We start from the raw sequence: 20,259 nt of genomic DNA, 5'->3' as shown, positions 1-20,259 counted from the left end.
ACTCAGTTGTGGCGGATCAGTGCGTCGACAAGCCCGGCCCGGATGTTGGGGTAATCCATCGGCACGATGCCCAGCCCCTTCCAGCCGCCCGCCTCGGCCCCGTCGACGAAGGAGTGGACCCGGGGGTTCAGCCGGTCCGAGTTCCAGCGCGGCGGCAGCAGGGCCGCGGTGGACACGTAATTGACGTACAGCTTGCCGGGCTGCTGCGCCGCCTTGCGGAAGTGCGTCTCGATCTTGGGGTATTTGGCCCCTGGCTCGGCCATGTAGTCGTCCTGGATGTCGAAGAGGTTCCCGTCCCCGTACCGGACGCCGGGCAGCCCGCCGTTGTCGGCGAGGAGGACCACCTTGCCGCGCGCCTGGCCCAGCGTCGGCAGTCCGGCGCCGATCCGGAAGAGCGGACGCCAGCCCTTGCCGTCCAGGTACAGATCGAAGATGCGGCGGAAGGTGGCGTCGCTGTCCTCCGAGTACTCCTGCTTGACCCGCATCAGTACCGTCTCGGAGGGATGCGCGGCAAGGAAGTCACGGCAGGCGATGAGCACATCGCCGAACATCAGGTTCTGGTAGGACGCGCCGTGGTGGATGGCGAACGAGTCGCCGGTGACCCGGCAGCGTACGTCCAGGAACCGGATGCCGCTGTTCAGCTGGTCGGCGATGGTGGTGTTCTGACACTCCGTCCACAGTCCGCCGAAGCGCGTGCCGGAGTTGTGGGTCCCGGGAATCGTCAGCCGCGCGAGGGCGGTGGAGTCGCCTGCGCCCGCCATCCAGTCCTGCGCGGCCAGGGTGCGCTGCGGCGCGGCGAGGGCGCCCGGTGCGGTGATGAGGGCGGTGGCGGAGACAGCTGCCGCGCCCGCGAGAAAGCTCCGTCGGTCCATGGTCAGGCAGTATGGCGGGGTCACGTCAAACGCCGCCAGGGTGCAACGGCGGTGGGGCGGCAGGCTGTTGCCCACCGCCCCACTCACTCACGTACTGGCCACTGCTACCGCTGTTACTGCACGACCGTGATCCGGCCCGTGGCCGGCGGCGCGATCGGCTTGTCCGCCGTCGAGTTCGCCGCCAGGTACTCGTTGAAGAGATCCAGGTCGGACGCGCCGACCAGCTTGTTCGTGTGCTCCTTCAGCACGGCGAAACCGTCGCCGCCGCCCGCCAGGAACTCGTTCATCGCAACCCGGTAGGTCTTCGCCGGGTCGAGCGCCACGCCGTCCAGCTTCACCGAGGCGACATCGATCCGGGCAGCGCCCGTCTTCGTCAGGTCCAGGGTGTACGTGAAGCCCTTCGACACCTGGAGGATCTTCGTCGACGCCTCGTTACCGCCGCTCACCTGCTGCTGGAGCATGGTGATCAGCTGGGCGCCGGTCAGGTCGACGACGTTCATCATGTTGGTGAACGGCTGCACGGTGAACGCCTCGCCGTACGTCACCACCCCGTCGCCCTCGCTCCCGGACGCCTTGAAGACCAGGTCGGACCTGATCCCGCCCGGGTTCATGAACGCGATCTGCGCGCCGCCCTTGTCCGCCGGGGCAAGACCCGCCAGCTGCGCGTCCGCGATCAGGTTGCCGAGCGGCTTCTCGGGCGCCGTCGAGCCGCGCCCGTTGATGTCGGCGGAGATCCAGCCCTGCGGCCGGTTCGCGACCGGCGCGGCCAGTACGTTCCAGCGCGCGATGAGCGAGGTCATGTCCGCGGCCTTCGGCTGGTCGCGCCTGACGATGTGGTTCGCGGACTTCACCGACGTACGGACGATGTCGCGTGTCCGGCGGTCGTAGGTGAGCGTGGTGTCCGTGTAGAGCTTGCCGAACGCGGCTGCCGAGGTCACCGTGCGCGGCTTGCCGGACGGGTCCGGGATCGTGCACGCGTACGCCTGGTGGGTGTGGCCGGTCACCAGCGCGTCCACCTGCGGGGAGATGCCCTTGGCGATGTCGACGATCGGCCCGGAGATCCCGTCACCGGCGCCCGGCGAGTCGCAGTCGTAGTTGTACGCCGTCGAGGCCGGGGCGCCACCCTCGTGGATCAGCGCGACGATCGACTTCACGCCCTTGCGCTCCAGCTCACGGGCGTACTTGTTGACCGTCGCGATCTCGTCGTGGAACTTCAGGCCCTTGACGCCGTTGGCCGTGACGATGTCCGGCGTGCCCTCCAGGGTCACCCCGATGAAGCCGATCCTGACGCCGTTCTTCTCCCAGACCGTGTACGGCTTGAGGATCGGGCGGCCGGTCTTCTCGCTGGTGACGTTGGCGGCGAGGTAGGGGAAGTCCGCGCCCTTGAACTCGGTGTCCTTCTCGTAGCAGCCCTCGACCGGGTGGCAGCCGCCGTTCTGCATACGGGCCAGTTCGAGCGCGCCCTCGTCGAACTCGTGGTTGCCTACGGCCGACACATCGAGGTCGATCTTGTTCAGCGCCTCGATGGTCGGCTCGTCGTGGAAGAGCCCGGAGAGCAGCGGGCTGGCGCCGATCATGTCGCCGCCCGCGGCGGTGATGGAGTACGGGTTGCCCTTGCGCGCGGTGCGCAGCGAGGTCGCCAGGTACTCCACGCCACCGGCGGGAATCGTCTTGGTGGTGCCGTCGGCCTGGTGCTCGGTGACGTTCCCGGCGGAGCCGGCCGGCGGCTCCAGGTTGCCGTGCAGGTCGTTGAAGGAGAGCAGCTGCACATCGACGGTGCGCGAGGGCTTGTGGCGGTCGCCCTGGCTCTGGCTGCCGGTGGCGGCGGCGGGCAGCGCGGCGACGAGCGCGCCGGCGGTGGCCACGCCCGCGGCGGCGGCGAGCAGCCGCCGGGTCCGCCGGGCCGCGCGGTTCTTCTGTTGTGTCGGTGACATCTGTCCCCTCATGTCCCTCTGTGCCCTTGTCGAGCGGCAGCCTAGAGTCAACGCGCGTAGCGCGACAGGGGGGTACGTGTTACGACCTGGTTGCTTCGGCCCGAACGGGCGGTACTTCGCGGGGTGCGGCGGCGCGAAATGGCACCCGCGCGAAATGCCGCCCGGGCAGTGCCCGTGGGCGCCGCCCTCCGCCGTACCCTCGACGCATGACCACTGACTCGGTGTTTCCGGAGCCCGGACGGCAGATCGAGACCCTTGACGAGCTCTCCGCCGATCAGGCCGGCGCCGTGCTGGACATGCTCGCCGCGGCCACGCGCGCCGATGGGATGCAGGCCGTGTCCGAGCAGGGGCGGCTGCAGCTGCGCGGCGGGAAGCGGGAGGGCGTACGGCATCTCCTGCTCACGGTCGGCGGCGAGCTGCTCGGCTACGCGCAGCTGGAGGACACCGACCCGGTCGAGGCCCCGGCCGCCGAACTGGTCGTGCATCCCTCGCACCGGGGGCGCGGGCACGGGCGGGCGCTGGGCATGGCGTTGCTGGCGGCGTCCGGGAAGCGGCTGCGGGTGTGGGCGCACGGCGGAAAGTCCGCGGCCCGCCATCTGGCGCAGGTGCTCGGGCTGACCCTGTTCCGTGAACTGCGCCAGCTGCGGAGGCCGTTGAGCCCGCTGGACATCCCCGAGCCGGTGTTCCCGGAGGGCGTGACCGTACGCACCTTCGTGCCCGGCGAGGACGACGCGGCCTGGCTGGCCGTAAACGCGGCGGCCTTCGCGCACCACCCCGAGCAGGGCTCCCTGACGCAACGGGACCTGGACGACCGCAAGGCCGAGCCGTGGTTCGACCCGAAGGGCTTCTTCCTCGCGGAGCGGGGCGAGGAGCTGATCGGCTTCCACTGGACGAAGGTGCACGCGGAGGAGCACCTCGGCGAGGTCTACGTCCTGGGCATCCGGCCGGACGCCCAGGGGGGCGGCCTGGGCAGGGCGCTCACGGCGGTCGGACTGCGCCACTTGGCAGCGCAGGGCCTGACGACGGCGATGCTGTACGTGGACGCGGACAACCCGGCGGCGCTGAGGGTGTACGAACGGCTCGGCTTCGCCACGCATGAGGTGGACCTGATGTACCGGACGGAGACGTAACGGGGCCTGACGGGGGCTGACCGCTCCGGCGGTCGGCTACGGCCCCCGGTGCGGCTGGGTAGGGCCGCGCGCACTGCGTAGGGCGTGGACAACGGCGAGGTAAGACCTGCGGACGGGCCGCGTACCGGCAGGGGCGGTAACGGGCGTGGCCTGGGCTACGGGGCCGGGGACGGCCTGCGGGCGGGCCGGGGTACGGGCCGCCGTACGGTCGAGGACAACCGCCGGGTTCGGCCTGCGGACTGCCGGGTACGGGCCGCTGTACGCGGTCAAGGACAACCGCCCGGGTACGGGCCGCGCGCGCACCGCGTACAGCGAGGACAACGACCAGGTACGGCCTGCGGACGGGCCGCATACCGGCAGGGGCGGTAACGGGCCCGGCCAGGCCTACGGGCCGGGTACGGGCCGGGTACAGCGAGGACCAACAGGTGCGGCCTGCGGACGGCCGCGTACCGGCAGGGGTGTGACGGGCCCGGCCAGGCCTACGGGCCGGGTACGGGCCGGGTACGGGCCGCCGTACGGTCAGAGACAACCGCCGGGTACGGCCTGCGGACTGCCGGGTACGGGCGGGTATGGGCCGAGCCGACCGCGCACGGGCCGCCGTACGGTCGGGGACGACCGCCCGCGTACGGGCCGGGTACAGCCGCGCGACCCGCCCGTACGGTCCGCGCACGTCCGCGCGAACCGCCCGCAGGATCCGGGCGCAAGGGCCGCGCACGGCTACGCGAACCGCCCGCACGATCCCCGCGTACGGGACCGGCCCCACGCGCCCGGGGCGGCCACACGAGCCGCCCGTACGGCCCCGGCATACGGCCCACGCCGGGCGCCCGCCCGGCACCCGACCCCCGCAGGCCCCTCCCCGCTTCCTCCCACGTCATGTCGTTGTTACCCCGCATTCAGAAACCCTTGCGACCCTCACTCAATGCAGCCTGCTGTGCCCGCCTCCCCCAACGGCAAAATCCCCCTTACTCCAGCCCTCTCCGACGCGCCAGTGACCCCCTCCGCGCGGAACAATGGGCCCATGAGCCAGCACGCAGCGAACGCAGCCGAGGTACCGGTCCAGCACCCCCAGCCGTCCGTCGGTACCATCGCCGCGCACCGGACGCACACCGTCGCGGCCACCGTGTCAGATCTTGAGCCCGACCTCGATGCCGATCTCGACGGTTACGAGGAAGAGCACGAGGGCGGCGGCGCCGAGCTGCCCCAGGGCCGTTTCCTGGACCGGGAGCGCAGCTGGCTCGCGTTCAACGAGCGGGTTCTGGAGCTTGCCGAGGACCCCGCGACGCCCCTCCTCGAACGGGCCAACTTCCTCGCGATCTTCGCGTCGAACCTGGACGAGTTCTTCATGGTCCGCGTCGCCGGCCTCAAGCGCCGTATCGCGACGGGTGTCGCCACCCGGTCCGCGTCCGGTCTCCAGCCCCGCGAGGTCCTGGACCTGATCTGGTCCCGTTCCCGAGAGCTCATGGCCCGGCACGCCGCCTGCTACCAGCAGGACATCGCCCCGGCGCTCGCCGACGAGGGCATCCATCTCATCCGCTGGCCGGAGCTCACCGAGAAGGAGCAGGCCCGCCTCTTCACGCTGTTCCGGCAGCGGATCTTCCCGGTCCTGACGCCGCTGGCGGTCGACCCGGCGCACCCCTTCCCGTATATCTCGGGCCTCTCCCTGAACCTCGCGGTCGTCGTACGCAACCCGGTCAGCGGCCACCGCCACTTCGCCCGGGTGAAGGTCCCGCCGCTGCTCTCCCGCTTCCTGGAGGCGTCGCCGCAGCGGTACGTCCCCCTCGAAGACGTCATCGCCGCGCACCTCGAAGAGCTCTTCCCGGGGATGGAGGTGCTGGCGCACCACATGTTCCGGGTGACGAGGAACGAGGACCTGGAGGTCGAGGAGGACGACGCCGAGAACCTTCTCCAGGCCCTGGAGAAGGAGCTCATGCGGCGCCGCTTCGGTCCGCCGGTGCGGCTGGAGGTCGAGGAGTCGATAGACCCGTACGTCCTGGATCTGCTGGTCCGCGAGCTGAAGATGTCCGACGCCGAGGTGTACCCGCTGCCCGGGCCGCTGGACCTGACCGGGCTCTTCAGGATCGCGTCGATGGACCAGCGGCCCGACCTGAAGTTCCCGAAGTTCGTGGCGGGCACGCACCGGGACCTGGCCGAGGTGGAGTCGGCGTCCGCGCCCGATATTTTCCTGGCGCTGCGTGAGCGGGACGTACTGCTGCACCATCCGTACGACTCGTTCTCGACGTCCGTCCAGGCCTTCCTGGAACAGGCCGCGGCCGACCCGGACGTGCTGGCGATCAAGCAGACGCTGTACCGGACGAGCGGCGACTCCCCGATCGTGGACGCGCTGATCGACGCCGCCGAGTCGGGCAAGCAGGTGCTCGTACTCGTCGAGATCAAGGCCCGCTTCGACGAGCAGGCGAACATCAAGTGGGCGCGCAAGCTGGAGGAGTCCGGCTGCCATGTCGTCTACGGGCTGGTGGGGCTCAAGACCCACTGCAAGCTGTCGCTGGTGGTCCGCCAGGAGGGCGACACGCTGCGCCGGTACTCGCATGTCGGGACCGGCAACTACCACCCGAAGACAGCGAGGCTGTACGAGGACCTGGGGCTGCTGACGGCGGACCCGCAGGTCGGCGCGGACCTCTCGGACCTGTTCAACAGGCTGTCGGGGTACTCGCGGCGCGAGACGTACCGCAGGCTCCTGGTGGCGCCCAAGTCGCTGCGCGACGGTCTGATCGCGCGCATCAACAAGGAGGTCGCGCACCATCGTGCGGGACGGCCCGCGTACGTACGCATCAAGGTCAACTCGATGGTGGACGAGGCGATCATCGACGCCTGCTACCGGGCGGCGATGGCGGGCGTACCGGTGGACATCTGGGTACGCGGGATCTGCGCGCTGCGCCCCGGGGTCACCGGTCTCTCGGAGAACATCCGGGTGCGGTCCATACTCGGGCGCTTCCTGGAGCACTCCCGGGTCTTCTCGTTCGGCAACGGCGGTGAGCCGGAAGTGTGGTTCGGCAGCGCGGACATGATGCACCGGAATCTGGACCGCCGTATCGAGGCGCTGGTACGGGTGATCGACCCGGCGCACCGGGCGGCGATCACCCGGATGCTGGAGGCGGGGATGTCGGACGGCACGTCGTCGTGGCATCTGGAGGCGGACGGTTCGTGGACGAGGCACTCCGCGGACGGGGATGGCCAGCCGCTGCGGCATGTACAGGAGATGCTCATAGACGCCCGGAGGCGCCGGCGTGCACAGCCCTGATCTGTCCCATCTGTCCCGGACGACGACCCGGACGGCCTCGCGGGGCCCTCGGGGCTCACGGCAGGACCCGGTCATGGACACGGCGGGTGAGGCTCTGGCCCGGTATCTGCATGCGCGGGCGGGGGACTTCCTGCGGAGTCTGCGGCTGCACGGGGAGAGCGGCGCGGATACGGCGGGGGTGCTGGAGGCGACCCACGCGCTGCGGCAGGCGTCCCGGCGTATAGGCGGCACGCTGCACACGTTCCGTCCGCTGCTGGACCCGGTCTGGGCGGACGACCTGCGCACGGAACTGTCGTGGCTCTCGTCCACCCTGGCCCAGGAACACGCGTATGCGGCGCGCATCGCGCGAGTGCTTGACGCGTTGTCCCGGCTCTCGGGTTCGACGCCGCTGCCGCCACCGAGGGGCGGCGCGGGCGGGACGGGCGGGACGGGGGGCCACGGCGCCCCGGGCGCACCCGCCGGCCTGGGCGACGGCAACGAGCTGGGCAATCCGGATGGCTCCGGCACCCTGGGGGCTCCCGGCGGGCACGGCGCCCCTCACGACCAGGGCGACACGGGCAGTGTGAGCGGCTCGGGCCACCACGGCACCCTGGGCAAACCAGACGGCTCCAGCTCCAGCCACCTCGGCATAACGGTCAACCCCGGCGACCTTGAAGGGCTCGGCACCCCGAGCGGCTCCGACCCCCCGGGCGATCTCGGCACGCTCGGCGCACCCGCCGATTCCGGGAACTCGGGCGAACTCACCGCCCCGGGCGGCTTGAGCGGCTCCAGCGGGCTGGGTCGTCGTCCGGGCGGCTCCGGCGGCTCCGCCGACCACGGCACCATGGGTAACCCGACCGGTACCGACGCCCCCCTCGGCCAAAGCACGGGCGACCACAGCGGCCCGCCAGGCGCTCCCGGCACCCCGGGCGTTTCCGGGCATCTCGGCATAACGGTCAGCCCCGTCGGCCCTGGCGGCACCGACGCCCCGGGCGCTCCCGGCATCCTCGGCACACCTGCCGGTTCCGGCGAACCGGCTGCCCCGGGCAGCCCGGGCGCACCCGGCGACCTCGGCACCATGGGCAACCCGACCGGCCGCGTCGCCCCCCACGGCCACGGCGGCGCGGACAGCCTGGCCACGCTCGGCGATCCCGGCCGCGCCCACGCGCCGGGCGCGGTCGGCAAGCTCGGCACCCCCGCCAGGTCTGGCAGTTCCGGTGACCAGGCGGCCCCTCGCGGCCCGGGTAACCCAGCCGGTCCCGGCACCGCGGGCGACTCCACCAAACTCGGCACCCGCCCCGGCGGCCCCCGTGCCGCCTCCGCACGCAGTGGCGAAGCCTCCCGGGTCACCGGAGCCCTCACCGTAGGCGCCGCGCGCGCCGGGGCCCTGTTGGAGCGTCAGCTCAGCCTTGCGCGGACCCGGGCGCATTCCGCCGCGTTGCAGGCCCTCGGCTCCGCCCGCTTTCACGCGGTCGCCGACTCCGTCGCCGTGCTCGCCTCGGAGCTGCCGCTCAATTCCCTGGCCGACGCCTCCACCGAGGCCCTCGCGCTGCCCGCCCAGCTGGCCGAGCACCGGCTGCTCGATGCCGTGGACGCGCTGCCGCTCGGCCGCGCGGCGCACCCGTACAACGCCGAAGCCCTTGTGCACGGCCTCGCCGCCGAGTCCGCCGGGGAGGCCCAGGACGCCCCCTGGCACCACGTACGACTGCTCCTGAGACTGCACCGGTACGCCCAGGAGGTGCTGCGACCGCAGGCGGACCCGGCCGTCGACCCCGTGCTGGGGCACGCCGGCCTCGTCCTCGACCGGCATCGCGACGCCGCCGCTGCCGCCACCGCTGCCGCCGCCGCCGCCCGTACGCCGCGGATCGCCCCGGCCACCGCGTACGCCCTCGGCGTCCTCCACGCCGATCAGCGGCACGAGGTCGAGGCCGCGCGCTTTGCCTTCCAGCAGGTGTGGCCCCGGAGGGCGGCGGACCGATGAGGGACGACGAGACCGTGCTGGCGGCTGGGTGCGTGTTGTGGCGGCGCGCACCAACACCCGGCAACGGCGCCCACGCCGACGACCGCGACTGCGACGAGATCGAACTCGCCCTCGTCCACCGGCCCAAGTGGTCAGACTGGTCCCACCCCAAAGGCAAGCTCAAGCCGTACGAAGACCACCCGCACGCCGCCCTCCGCGAAGTCCGCGAAGAGACCGGCATGACCGCCGACCTGGGCCCGGAGCTGCCCACCGTCCGGTACACGGTCGACGGCCGCCCCAAGGAGGTCCGCTACTGGGCCGCCGAGGCCACCGGCGGCGCCTTCGTCCCGAACCGCGAAGTGGACCGGATGGCGTGGCTGCCGCCCGCCGCCGCCCGCGCCCGACTGACCCAAACCAGGGACCGGGAACTGGTCACCGCCCTCCTCTCCACCCTCCATCCACGCACCGGCAGAGAGACCGGCAGAGACACAGGCACCTAGCCGCCCAACACGGTTCACCTCCCGTTCACCCTCTCCCGTTGGCGGCTTCACCTGATCTGCCTAATTTCGGCCTTACACGGTGACCGGTACAGCGCTGGTCCCCCCACCCCGACACACGCCGCCATAAAACGTGTCAGACATCAGTCAGCGTCTGGCGGCTCCTGGAAGGAACACCCGAAGTGAAGCTTCAGCGCATCAACGGGCTTCGCGCCACCGCGCTCGGCGCCCTCGCCCTTTCCGGCGCCCTGGTTCTCACGGCGTGTGGCTCGGACGACAACGCGGACAAAACGGGCACAGGCGAGAAGACCAGCGCCGCCTCGAACATCAAGTGTGAAGGCGCCAAGGGCCAGCTCCTCGCGGCGGGCTCCACCGCCCAGAAGAACGCCATGGACCTCTGGGTGAAGAACTTCCAGGCCGCCTGCGAGGGCGTGGAGATCAACTACCAGGCCATCGGCTCCGGCGGCGGTATCACCAAGTTCACCCAGGGCCAGGTCGCCTTCGCGGGCTCCGACTCCGCCCTGAAGGAGGACGAGGTCGCCGCGTCCAAGACGGTCTGCAAGACCGGCCAGGGCATCAACCTCCCCATGGTCGGCGGACCGGTCGCCATCGGCTACAAGCTGAGCGGCGTGGACAACCTCATCCTGGACGCCCCCACCCTCGCCAAGATCTTCGACTCGAAGATCAAGAAGTGGGACGACGCCGCGATCAAGGCGCTGAACCCGGACGTCACCCTGCCCAGCACCAACATCCAGGCCTTCCACCGCTCGGACGAGTCCGGCACCACGCAGAACCTCGGCAAGTACCTCAGTGAGGCCGCCCCGGCCGACTGGAAGCACGACCCGAAGTCGAAGACCTGGAAGGCCGAGGGCGGCCAGGCCGCCAACGGCTCCTCCGGAGTCGCCACCGCCGTCAAGGGCGCCGAGGGCTCCATCGGCTACTTCGAGCTCTCCTACGCGACCTCCCAGAGCATCCCCACCGTCAAGGTGGCCACCGGTGCCTCCGCCCCCGTCGAGGCCACCACCGACAACGCCTCCAAGGCCATCGGCGCCGCCAAGATCAAGGGCACCGGCAACGACGTCGCCCTGTCGCTCGACTACAAGACCAAGGTCGAGGGCGCGTACCCGATCATCCTGGTCACGTACGAGATCGCCTGCGACAAGGGCAACAAGCCCGAGACCCTGCCGACCCTGAAGGCGTTCCTGAACTACGCGGTCAGCGAGGACGGCCAGAAGGTCCTCGCCGACGCCGGCTACGCCCCGCTCCCCGCCGAGATCGCGACCAAGGTCCGCCAGATCGTCCCGACCCTGTCCTGACCTCCTGACCGGAACCCCGGACGTGAACATGAACGTGACCGTGAACATAAACGTGCACATGCACATGAACCCGTCCTGAACCTGTCCTGATTTCCGACCGAGGCCGGTCCGTCCGTACGCCACACGGGCGGGACGGACCGGCCCCGGCATCCGGTGCACCGCCGCCAGGAGCCCGCACGCTCCGCAGACCGGAAGAGTCCTGATGGTTACGACCACCCACACTCCGAAGCCGCCGCCCGACCGGCGAGCGGCCATACGCGCGTCCAGGGGGGCCACCCGCCCCGGCGACAAGGTCTTCCTCGGCCTGTCCCGCGGGTCCGGGATCACGCTCCTCGTGATCATGGCCGCGATCGCGGCCTTCCTGACCTACCGGGCCGCGATCGCCATCTCGAAGGACGAAGCGAACTTCCTCACCACCTCCGAGTGGAACCCGGCCGGCGACCCGCCGGTCTTCGGCATTGCCGTCCTGGCCTTCGGCACGATCGTCAGCTCGGTCATCGCCATGCTCATCGCCGTGCCGGTCGCGATCGGCATCGCGCTGTTCATCTCGCACTACGCGCCGCGCAAGCTGGCCGGCCCCATCAGTTACATCGTGGACCTGCTCGCCGCCGTACCGAGCATCATCTACGGCCTGTGGGGCGCCATCTTCCTGGTCCCGTATCTCGACGGCCTCAACCAGTGGCTGGACGAATACCTCGGCTGGACGTACATCTTCGACAAGGCCAGCGACGGCGTCGCCCGCAACCTCCTCACCGTGGGCATCCTGCTGGCGATCATGATCCTGCCGATCATCACCAACGTCACCCGCGAGGTCTTCCTCCAGGTGCCGAAGATGCACGAAGAAGCCGCGCTCGCCCTCGGCGCCACCCGCTGGGAAGTCATCCGCATGTCGGTGCTGCCCTTCGGCCGCTCCGGCATCATCAGTGCCTCGATGCTCGGCCTCGGCCGCGCGCTCGGCGAGACGATGGCGGTGGCCGTCGTACTCTCGCCGAGCTTCCTCATCTCCGGGCACCTGCTCGACCCCGGTGGCGGCACCTTCGCCCAGAACATCGCGGCGAAGTTCAACGAGGCCAATGAGTTCGGGCGGGACGCCCTGATCGCCTCCGGTCTCGTGCTCTTCTTCATCACGCTTGTGGTCAACGGCGCGGCACGGTGGATCATCGCGCGCCGCAAGGAGTACTCGGGGGCCAACGCATGAGCAACGCAGTCCAGGACAAGCGGCCGGTCGTCGTGCAGCCGACCTCCCTGTCGCATGCCAAACTGCCCCGCTGGGCCCCGGCCGGTTTCGCGGCCGTCTCCATCGCCCTCGGCGTCGGCGTCGGCCTGCTGGCCGGCTGGGAGAGCCGTATCCAGTGGGGCATGATCTCGGCCCTGCTGTTCGTGATCATCTCGTACGTCACGACCACGGTCGTCGAGAACAAGCGCCAGGCCAAGGACCGGGCAGCCACCAGCGTCGTCTGGGTCTGCTTCATCCTGGCCGTCATCCCGCTGCTGTCGCTCGCGTGGGTCACGATCAGCAAGGGAAGCAACGTCCTCGACGGCTACTTCCTGAGCCACTCGATGAACGGCGTCCTCGACGCCGAGGCCGGCGGCGGCATCTACCACGCGCTGCTCGGCACCATCGAGCAGGTACTCATCGCGGCCGTGATCTCCGCCCCCATCGGCATGCTGACCGCGATCTACCTGGTCGAGTACGGTCGCGGCAGGCTCGCGCAGGCCGTCACCTTCTTCGTCGACGTCATGACCGGCATCCCGTCGATCGTCGCGGGCCTGTTCGTCCTCGCCACCTGGAACCTGATGCTGGGCTTCGGGCCCTCCGGGTTCGCAGGCTCGATGGCGCTCGCGATCCTGATGATGCCGGTGGTCGTCCGCTCCACCGAAGAGATGCTCAAGCTCGTACCGAACGAGCTCCGCGAGGCCGCCCTCGCCCTGGGCGTCCCCAAGTGGCGCATGATCCTCAAGGTGGTCCTGCCCACCGCGATCGGCGGCATCACCACCGGCGTCATGCTGGCGATCGCCCGTATCACCGGCGAGACGGCCCCCGTGCTGCTCCTCGTCTTCGGTACGAAGCTGATCAACACGAATCCCTTCGAAGGCGCCCAGTCGTCGCTGCCGCTGTATGTGTACGAGCAGTACGCCGTCGGCACCGACGCGGCGATCGACCGCGCCTGGGCCGCCGCCCTGGTGCTGATCGCCTTCGTCATGATCCTCAACCTGCTGGCCCGCTCCATCGCCCGCTGGAAAGCCCCGCGGCGCTGATTCGCGGCTCCGCCGCGTGGCCGGCCGCTGGGCCCCACGCCCGTACGAAAGAAACAGTGATTCAGATGGCCAAGCGAATCGACGTCAGCGGCCTCACCGCCTACTACGGCGCCCACATGGCGATCGAGGACATCTCGATGACCGTGGAGCCCCGCTCGGTGACGGCCTTCATCGGCCCCTCCGGCTGCGGCAAGTCGACCCTCCTGCGCACCCTGAACCGTATGCACGAGGTCACCCCCGGGGGCAGGGTCGAGGGCAAGGTGCTCCTGGACGACGAGAACCTGTACGGGTCCGGCGTGGACCCGGTCACCGTGCGCCGTACGGTCGGCATGGTCTTCCAGCGCCCGAACCCGTTCCCCACGATGTCGATCTTCGACAATGTGGCGGCGGGCCTGCGGCTCAACGGCTCGTACAAGAAGAACGAGCTGGCGGACGTCGTGGAGAAGTCCCTCAAGGGCGCGAACCTCTGGAACGAGGTCAAGGACCGCCTGAACAAGCCCGGCTCCGGCCTCTCCGGCGGTCAGCAGCAGCGGCTGTGCATCGCCCGCGCGATCGCGGTCGAGCCGCAGGTGCTGCTGATGGACGAGCCGTGCTCGGCGCTGGACCCGATTTCGACCCTCGCGATCGAGGACCTGATCGGCGAGCTGAAGGAACGCTTCACGATCGTCATCGTGACGCACAACATGCAGCAGGCGGCGCGCGTCTCGGACCGTACGGCCTTCTTCAACCTGTCGGCGGTCGGCCAGCCCGGCAAGCTCATCGAGATCGACGACACCGAGCGGATCTTCGCGAACCCGTCGGTCCAGGCGACGGAGGACTACATCTCCGGACGCTTTGGGTGATCTCGGGGGCCTCCCCCAGCACGTCTCGCGGTGCTGCATGGCGGTGCCACCGCAAGGCGAAGGGCCCGCCCCTCTCCAGGGGCGGGCCCACTCACATAAAGGCCGACACGTGTCAGCTGTACGACACATCTCAGCCGAAGACCAGATACACGATCCCGTAGCTCACCGCGGCCACCGCCGCGGCAGCCGGCATGGTGATGAACCAGCCCATGATGATGTTCTTCGCGACACCCCAGCGGACCGCTTTGACCCGCTTCGTCGCCCCCACGCCCATGATCGCCGAGGTGATCACATGCGTCGTGGAGATCGGCGCGTGGAACAGGAACGCCGAGCCGAACATGATCGACGCGCCGGTCGTCTCGGCGGCGAAGCCCTGCGGCGGGTCCAGCTCGATGATCTTGCGGCCGAGCGTCCGCATGATGCGCCAGCCGCCCGCGTACGTACCGAGCGAGAGCATCAGCGCGCAGGCGATCTTCACCCAGATCGGGATCTCGCTGGCCTTGTCCTCGACATCGGCGATGACCAGCGCCATCACCACGATGCCCATGGTCTTCTGCGCGTCCTGCAGACCATGACCGAGGGCCATGCCGGCCGCCGAGACCGTCTGCGCTATACGGAAACCGCGCTTGGCCTTGCCCGGGCTGGACTTACGGAACGCCCACATGATCCCGACCATCGCCAGATAGCCGACGATCAGCCCGACGAAGGGCGAGATGAACATCGGGATGACGACCTTCTCCAGCACCCCGGACCAGATCACATCGGTCCCGCCCGCGAGCGCCGCGCCCACCATGCCGCCGAACAGTGCGTGGGAGGAGGACGACGGCAGACCGAAGTACCAGGTGACCAGGTTCCACACGATCGCGCCGACCAGCGCGGCGAAGAGGATGCCCATCCCCTTGGAGCCCTGGGGCGTCGCGATGAGCCCTTCGCTGACGGTCTTGGCGACGCCCTGGCCGAGGAACGCGCCGGCGAGGTTCATCACCGCGGCCATCGCCAGCGCGGCACGCGGTGTCAGCGCGCGCGTGGAGACGGAGGTCGCGATCGCGTTCGCGGAGTCGTGGAAGCCGTTGGTGTACGTAAAGCCGAGCGCGACGCCAATGGTCACGATCAGGGCAAAGGTGTCCACGAGGTTCAGGACTCCTTGACCGCGATGGTCTCCACGGTGTTCGCGACATGCTCGAACGCGTCGGCGGCCTCTTCCAGCACATCCACGATCTGCTTGAGCTTGAGTACCTCAATGGCTTCGTACTTGCCGTTGAAGAGCTGGGCCAGCAGCTTGCGGTGTATCTGGTCCGCTTGGTTCTCGAGGCGGTTGACCTCGATCCAGTACTCGGTGAGGTTGTTCATGGTCCGCAGATGCGGCATGGCCTCGGCGGTCAGGTCCGCGGCTCGCGCCAGAACCTCGATCTGCTGCTCGACGCCCTTGGGCAGCTCCTCGATCTGGTACAGCACGACCAGGTCGACGGCCTCCTCCATGAAGTCCATGATGTCGTCGAGCGACGAAGCGAGTTTGTAGATGTCCTCGCGGTCGAACGGTGTGATGAAGGAGGAGTTCAGCTGATGGAAGATGGCATGGGTGGCGTCGTCGCCCGCGTGTTCCGCAGCCCGCATCCGCTCGGCGATCTCGACCCGGCCGGGGGCATCCGCACCGAGCAGTTCCATCAGGAGCTTCGAGCCCGTGACGATGTTGTCCGCCGAAGCGGCGAACATGTCGTAGAAGCTCGTCTCCCTGGGGGTCAGACGAAATCGCACGTGAGGTCCTCGGGATGCTCTGGATTCGGTCAGGCTGATGGTAGGCGCATCATCCGGCCACGGCTAAGCGGCGTTGTTCAGTGTCGCCCATGATGCACAGTGATCAATACGGGGCCCCAGCCCGATCCTGCACGTATCCGGCACGATTCGGTACGATATACCCGCGAGGGGTATGCAGGGCAGCAGCCAGAACCCACAACGAACGAAAACGGGAGGACGCGATGACGACCACTGAGACGGCCGGCCCTCCGGCGGTCACGGCAGAGACCGTCACAGACCACGACCGTGGTGTGCACGGGTACCACAAGCAGAAGGACGAACACCTCAAGCGGCTGCGCCGGATCGAGGGCCAGATCCGCGGCCTCCAGCGCATGGTCGACGAGGACGTCTACTGCATCGACATACTCACCCAGGTCTCGGCGTCCACCAAGGCCCTGCAGTCGTTCGCGCTCCAGCTGCTCGAAGAGCATCTGCGGCACTGCGTCGCGGACGCGGCGGTGAAGGGCGGCGAGGAGATCGACGCGAAGGTCGAGGAAGCGACGAAGGCGATCGCCCGCCTTCTGCGCACCTGATCCTCCTCCTGATACTCCTCAGTCATCCGTCCTCAGTCCTGCCAGAACGGCCGCAGCAGTGTGGACCGCTCGGCGGCCATTCTCAGCACCTCGTCAATGCGGTCCGGGCTGAGCCGCTCCTCGTCCGCGGCCGACGCCGCGATCATCAACTCACCGCACAGCTCGATCTCGGCGAGGGCCACGTGGTCCTGGACCGTCTTCGTACTGTTCGGAGCCACGCGCATTCACCTCTTCCTGTTCTGCCAGTGCTGACGACTTCCTAGCGTAGGCAGTGGCGCACGGACCGCGCATGGCACGTCCGGACCATTTAGGCCCTGATCTTCCCGGCGTAGATGTCGCGTGCGTCGGGGAGACGTACGACGACGGGGGTCCCGAAGTCGTACAGCAGCGTGGTCGAGGTGACGGCCACCTCACCCGTCCCGTTGGTGAAGGAGAACCGGTGGCGGACCTTGCGCAGCCGCCCGGCGTCGTCCAGATACGCGTCGAACGGCACGAGATCGCTGGCGAACCCTTTCGCCGCGGCGGCCAGCGAGGCGCGCGCATGCGGTTCGGCGACCCGCGCCGCCCGCGCGATGTCGGTGGTGCCGCGGTAGTGGCGCACCTTCTCCCCGGCCAGTTCCTCGTCGCCGACGTACGTCACCTCCGCGGCGCCGCGCAGCAGCTCGGCCGCGGCGAGCGGATCGGTCGCGCCACCGGTGACCAGGTTGCCGTCCTCCAGCGTGGTCGTGTCGACCCGGACCCACTTGTCGGCCGGTACGCCCGCACCCCGGTTCTTCATGTACAGCGCCCCGGGCGCCAGCAGCTCGGTGATCGGACGGTGCGCGTTCGCGCCCGCGGGGTCCTTGGGCAGGACGACCTCCAGCCGCCCGGTCCGCCGCCTGAAGTCGTAGCCGCCCTCGCCCCGGATGGTCACCCGAGTCCCGCCGGTGGCCATCTCCATGGACGTACGGGCCTTGGAACTCCCGGCTCCGGCCAGCGCGTCCGCGGCCTTGCGCACCGCGTCCACATCGCCGCCGGCCCACCGGCCGTCGGCGGCGGCGCCTCCCCCGCCGGAACACCCGCTGGTGGCCGCCGTCCCCAGTACAACGGCCGCTACGGCGAACGCCCAGCACCCGCCCCTGCGCCTGTGCTGCTGCACCACCATCGCCTGCCAACCCCCAACACGGGACCGCTGCTTCTACGAGAGCCCACCCGCCCCGCATAACGACGGCCCGGACCCCTCGTCACGCGAGAGCCCGCCGCCGCTTGACCGCACGTAACGTGGGGTCGTGCCCCAGCAAGACGCGCTCGCAAACTCCCCGGACCATCGCACCACCACCACCGAACGTGGCTCCTTCGCCATCGCGCGCTGCACTTGCGGCTGGGCCGGCCCCGCGCGCAGATCGCGGGAAAGGGCACGTACGGACGCCCAGTTGCACGTCTCGGCGAAGTAGCCGACAACGTGACCGGCGAGGTCCCAAGCGGCACCTGGAACCCACCAGGCTCCCCAGCCGTCTTTTCCCCCAGGAGGCACTCATGGACCGGCGCGCGCTGCTCACCGCCGCGGTAGCTGTCACGGCCACCGCCTGTACGAGCAAGGGAGGCGGCGACGCGCGCCCGTCCCCCACACCGCCGGCCTCGGTGTCCACGCCCGCGTCAACGTCCGCGTCCGCGTCGGCCGCGCCCGACTGGAGCGCGCTCGGTCGCGGGCTCGACGGCAAACTCATACGTCCGGACGACGCCGCGTACCCCACCGCCCGCCAGCTCTACAACACCCGCTTCGACTCCCTGAAGCCCGCGGCCGTCGCGTACATCGCGGGCGAGGACGACGTCAAGGAGTGCCTGGCCTACGCCAGGGCCCATCGCGTCCCTGTCTCCATACGCAACGGCGGCCACTCCTACGCCGGTTGGTCCTCGGGCAACGGCCGCCTCGTCATCGATGTGTCCTCTCTCAATCAGGTCGCCCGGGACGGCTCCGTCGGCGCCGGCGCCAAGCTCATCGACGTCTACGACTCTCTCGTCCCCGACGGCCGCACCATCCCCGCGGGCTCGTGCCCCACCGTCGGCATCAGCGGTCTCGCGCTCGGCGGCGGACACGGCGTCACCTCCCGTGCGTACGGCCTGACCTGCGACAATCTCACCTCCGCCACGCTCGTCACGGCCGATGGCAGAACGCTGACCGCGAGCGCCACCGAGAACAAGGACCTCTTCTGGGCGCTGCGCGGCGCGGGTAGCGGCAACTTCGGCGTGGTGACGCGGCTCCGCTTCCGTACTCATCCCACGCCCCCGACCGTCGTCGTCGGGTATCTCAGCTGGCCCTGGTCGAAGGCCGCGGCCGCCCTCGCCGCCTGGCAGGCGTGGGGCCCGGACCAGCCGGACGAGATCTGGTCGTCGGCCCATCTCGCCGCCGGGCCGGGCGGCAGCACGCCCACCTTCTCCGTCGCCGCGTTCTCTCTCGGCAGCCAGGCCGGTCTCGAGAACGCGCTGGACCGGCTCGCCGACCGCGCGGGTTCGACCGCCCGGTCGGTTTCGGTGCGCCGACGCGGCTACCGCGACGCGATGTTCGGTTACGCGAACTGCTCGACGCTCACGGACGCGCAGTGCCGTCTGCCGGGGGCCACTCCGGGCCGTACGCCACAGGGCGCGCTCCAGCGCGAGACGTACGCCGCCGCGTCCGACTTCTTCGACCGCGAGCTGTCGGGGGACGGGGTGCGGGCGCTGATGGCGGCGTCCGAGGCCTTCACCCGGATCGCGCCGGGAGAGGGCGGGGGTGCCGGGTCCATCTCGCTCACCGCGCTCGGGGGTGCGATGAACCGGGTGGATCCGCTCGCGACGGCGTTCGTGCACCGGCGCTCGCGGATTCTCGCGCAGTACATCGCGGCTTGGCAGCCGGGCACGGCGGGCGGCACCCAGCGGGCGTGGCTGAAAGACGCGCACGCGTCCATGCGCCGTTACGCGTCGGGGGCCGCGTACCAGAATTACGTCGACCCCACGCTGACCGACTGGCGCCGGGCGTACTACGGTCCGGCCGCGGACCGGCTGACGCGGCTGAAGGCCGAGTACGACCCGGACAGGCTCTTCAATTTCCCACACGCGCTGTAGCGGCAGAGCTCACGCCGCAAGGTCGTTCTCCCCGGAGGCGGTCCCGGCCTCCTCGGTCTGCGGCTCCGGGATGTCGAGCGTCTCGGGCACCATCGCGCCGCCCGCGGATCCGGCCGCCTTCGACCGTACGAGCCACCCCACCCGCCCCGACCCGGCGACCGCGGACGCGAACGGCGTCAGCAGGGCGAGCGCGAGCGGCGCGAGCAGCAGCGTCACCGCCGTACCGAGCGCGAATCCGCCGACGACGTCGGTCGGATAGTGCACGCCCAGGTAGACCCGGCAGAAGCCCTCGACCAGGGCGAGCCCGATCGCGGCGAATCCGAACTTCCGGTGGGCGACGAAGATCCCGGCAGCGATGGCCATGGCCATCGTCGCGTGGTCGCTCACGAAGGAGTAGTCGGTCTTCCCGGCCACCAGGACGTCGATGCCCCGGTGGTCCAGGGACGGCCGCGGTCTCTCGACGAAACCGCGGATGGGGATGTTGATCAGCACCGCGATCCCGGCGGCGAGCGGTGCCCAGATCAGCCCGGCGACGGCCGAGACCGAGTCCTCGGCGCTGCCGCGCCTGCGGACGCTCCACCAGCACCAGACCAGCACCAGGACGAGCGCGAGCAGGATGCCGTACTCGCCGGCGAATTCCATGGTGCGGTCGAACCACCGTGGGGTGTCCTCGGCGAGGCCGTTGATGTCGTGGAGCAGGCCGAGATCGGGGTTCGAACCATTCGAAGCGAGTCCAGCCATCTGCCGCGGCCCCTTGCCTTGTCGCCTGCCGCGGCGCACATACGAGTGCGCCGCGGCCTCAT

Annotated in this window: 17 protein-coding genes and 1 pseudogene; 11 read left to right on the top strand and 7 right to left on the bottom strand. The window is 70.0% G+C overall.

What is annotated here, in order from left to right; all coding sequences use genetic code 11:
* Positions 1-2: 2 nt before the first annotated feature.
* Both ACIHCQ_RS36195 and ACIHCQ_RS36190 read right to left on the bottom strand, forming a co-directional pair.
* Positions 3-872, bottom strand: a complete 870-nt coding sequence (locus tag ACIHCQ_RS36195; RefSeq protein WP_399672320.1) for a phosphatidylinositol-specific phospholipase C — start codon at positions 870-872, stop codon at positions 3-5.
* Positions 873-985: 113 nt separating this feature from the next.
* Positions 986-2,806: a bifunctional metallophosphatase/5'-nucleotidase gene (locus ACIHCQ_RS36190; protein WP_399672318.1), complete on the bottom strand. Its 1,821-nt coding sequence runs from the start codon at positions 2,804-2,806 to the stop codon at positions 986-988.
* A gap of 206 nt (positions 2,807-3,012) precedes the next feature.
* Here ACIHCQ_RS36190 and mshD point away from each other — a divergent pair, with 206 nt between their 5' ends.
* The 9 genes and pseudogenes from mshD to pstB all read left to right on the top strand — a co-directional run bounded on the left by mshD (position 3,013) and on the right by pstB (position 14,048).
* Positions 3,013-3,936 (top strand): mycothiol synthase, encoded by a 924-nt coding sequence (gene mshD / locus ACIHCQ_RS36185; RefSeq protein ID WP_399672316.1) that lies wholly within the window; start codon positions 3,013-3,015, stop codon positions 3,934-3,936.
* Positions 3,937-4,954: 1,018 nt separating this feature from the next.
* A complete protein-coding gene (locus ACIHCQ_RS36180) occupies positions 4,955-7,195 on the top strand; it encodes an RNA degradosome polyphosphate kinase (protein WP_399672314.1) in 2,241 nt (746 codons plus the stop codon).
* Between the two features lie 73 nt (positions 7,196-7,268).
* Positions 7,269-7,559, top strand: a pseudogene (locus ACIHCQ_RS36175) (CHAD domain-containing protein); the annotation flags it as partial.
* Positions 7,560-8,018: 459 nt separating this feature from the next.
* A complete protein-coding gene (locus ACIHCQ_RS36170) occupies positions 8,019-9,155 on the top strand; it encodes a hypothetical protein (RefSeq protein WP_399672465.1) in 1,137 nt (378 codons plus the stop codon).
* Complete coding sequence (locus tag ACIHCQ_RS36165; protein ID WP_399672312.1) at positions 9,152-9,634, top strand: NUDIX hydrolase; 483 nt, start codon at positions 9,152-9,154, stop codon at positions 9,632-9,634. The genes ACIHCQ_RS36170 and ACIHCQ_RS36165 overlap by 4 nt, the downstream gene beginning before the upstream one ends.
* Positions 9,635-9,813: 179 nt before the next feature.
* Positions 9,814-10,947, top strand: a complete 1,134-nt coding sequence (gene pstS, locus ACIHCQ_RS36160) for a phosphate ABC transporter substrate-binding protein PstS (protein ID WP_399672310.1) — start codon at positions 9,814-9,816, stop codon at positions 10,945-10,947.
* A 202-nt stretch (positions 10,948-11,149) separates the two neighbouring features.
* A complete protein-coding gene (gene pstC / locus ACIHCQ_RS36155; protein WP_399672308.1) occupies positions 11,150-12,145 on the top strand; it encodes a phosphate ABC transporter permease subunit PstC in 996 nt (331 codons plus the stop codon).
* A complete protein-coding gene (gene pstA, locus ACIHCQ_RS36150) occupies positions 12,142-13,206 on the top strand; it encodes a phosphate ABC transporter permease PstA (RefSeq protein WP_399672306.1) in 1,065 nt (354 codons plus the stop codon). Before pstC ends, pstA begins: the two co-directional genes overlap by 4 nt.
* 65 nt (positions 13,207-13,271) lie before the next feature.
* On the top strand, positions 13,272-14,048 hold the full coding sequence (gene pstB, locus ACIHCQ_RS36145) for a phosphate ABC transporter ATP-binding protein PstB (protein ID WP_399672304.1): 777 nt from the start codon (positions 13,272-13,274) through the stop codon (positions 14,046-14,048).
* A 130-nt stretch (positions 14,049-14,178) separates the two neighbouring features.
* Here the strand turns inward: pstB and ACIHCQ_RS36140 are convergent, their stop codons facing one another.
* Both ACIHCQ_RS36140 and ACIHCQ_RS36135 read right to left on the bottom strand, forming a co-directional pair.
* On the bottom strand, positions 14,179-15,177 hold the full coding sequence (locus tag ACIHCQ_RS36140; protein ID WP_399672302.1) for an anion permease: 999 nt from the start codon (positions 15,175-15,177) through the stop codon (positions 14,179-14,181).
* 5 nt (positions 15,178-15,182) lie between these two features.
* The gene (locus tag ACIHCQ_RS36135; RefSeq protein ID WP_399672300.1) at positions 15,183-15,803 is read right to left on the bottom strand and encodes a DUF47 domain-containing protein; all 621 of its coding nucleotides are present in this window, start codon (positions 15,801-15,803) and stop codon (positions 15,183-15,185) included.
* Positions 15,804-16,024: 221 nt separating this feature from the next.
* Here ACIHCQ_RS36135 and ACIHCQ_RS36130 point away from each other — a divergent pair, with 221 nt between their 5' ends.
* Positions 16,025-16,375, top strand: coding sequence for a metal-sensitive transcriptional regulator (locus ACIHCQ_RS36130; protein WP_399672298.1), 351 nt, complete (start codon positions 16,025-16,027; stop codon positions 16,373-16,375).
* A gap of 32 nt (positions 16,376-16,407) precedes the next feature.
* Here the strand turns inward: ACIHCQ_RS36130 and ACIHCQ_RS36125 are convergent, their stop codons facing one another.
* Together ACIHCQ_RS36125 and ACIHCQ_RS36120 are read right to left on the bottom strand one after the other, a co-directional pair.
* Complete coding sequence (locus tag ACIHCQ_RS36125) at positions 16,408-16,599, bottom strand: hypothetical protein (RefSeq protein ID WP_399672296.1); 192 nt, start codon at positions 16,597-16,599, stop codon at positions 16,408-16,410.
* An 83-nt stretch (positions 16,600-16,682) separates the two neighbouring features.
* Positions 16,683-17,519 carry a hypothetical protein gene (locus ACIHCQ_RS36120; RefSeq protein WP_399672294.1) on the bottom strand — a complete coding sequence of 279 codons (837 nt, stop codon included), beginning with the start codon at positions 17,517-17,519 and terminating at the stop codon, positions 16,683-16,685.
* Between the two features lie 371 nt (positions 17,520-17,890).
* On the opposite strand from ACIHCQ_RS36120, the gene ACIHCQ_RS36115 reads away from it, so the two are divergent.
* A complete protein-coding gene (locus ACIHCQ_RS36115) occupies positions 17,891-19,456 on the top strand; it encodes an FAD-binding oxidoreductase (protein WP_399672292.1) in 1,566 nt (521 codons plus the stop codon).
* Positions 19,457-19,465: 9 nt separating this feature from the next.
* Here the strand turns inward: ACIHCQ_RS36115 and ACIHCQ_RS36110 are convergent, their stop codons facing one another.
* Positions 19,466-20,197, bottom strand: a complete 732-nt coding sequence (locus ACIHCQ_RS36110) for a phosphatase PAP2 family protein (protein WP_399672290.1) — start codon at positions 20,195-20,197, stop codon at positions 19,466-19,468.
* Positions 20,198-20,259: the final 62 nt, after the last annotated feature.

Origin of the sequence: Streptomyces sp. NPDC052236, assembly GCF_044548015.1 — a bacterium.
Classification (GTDB): domain Bacteria; phylum Actinomycetota; class Actinomycetes; order Streptomycetales; family Streptomycetaceae; genus Streptomyces.
Note: the sequence above shows the minus strand (reverse complement) of the source record. Positions and strands in the feature narration are given on the sequence as shown.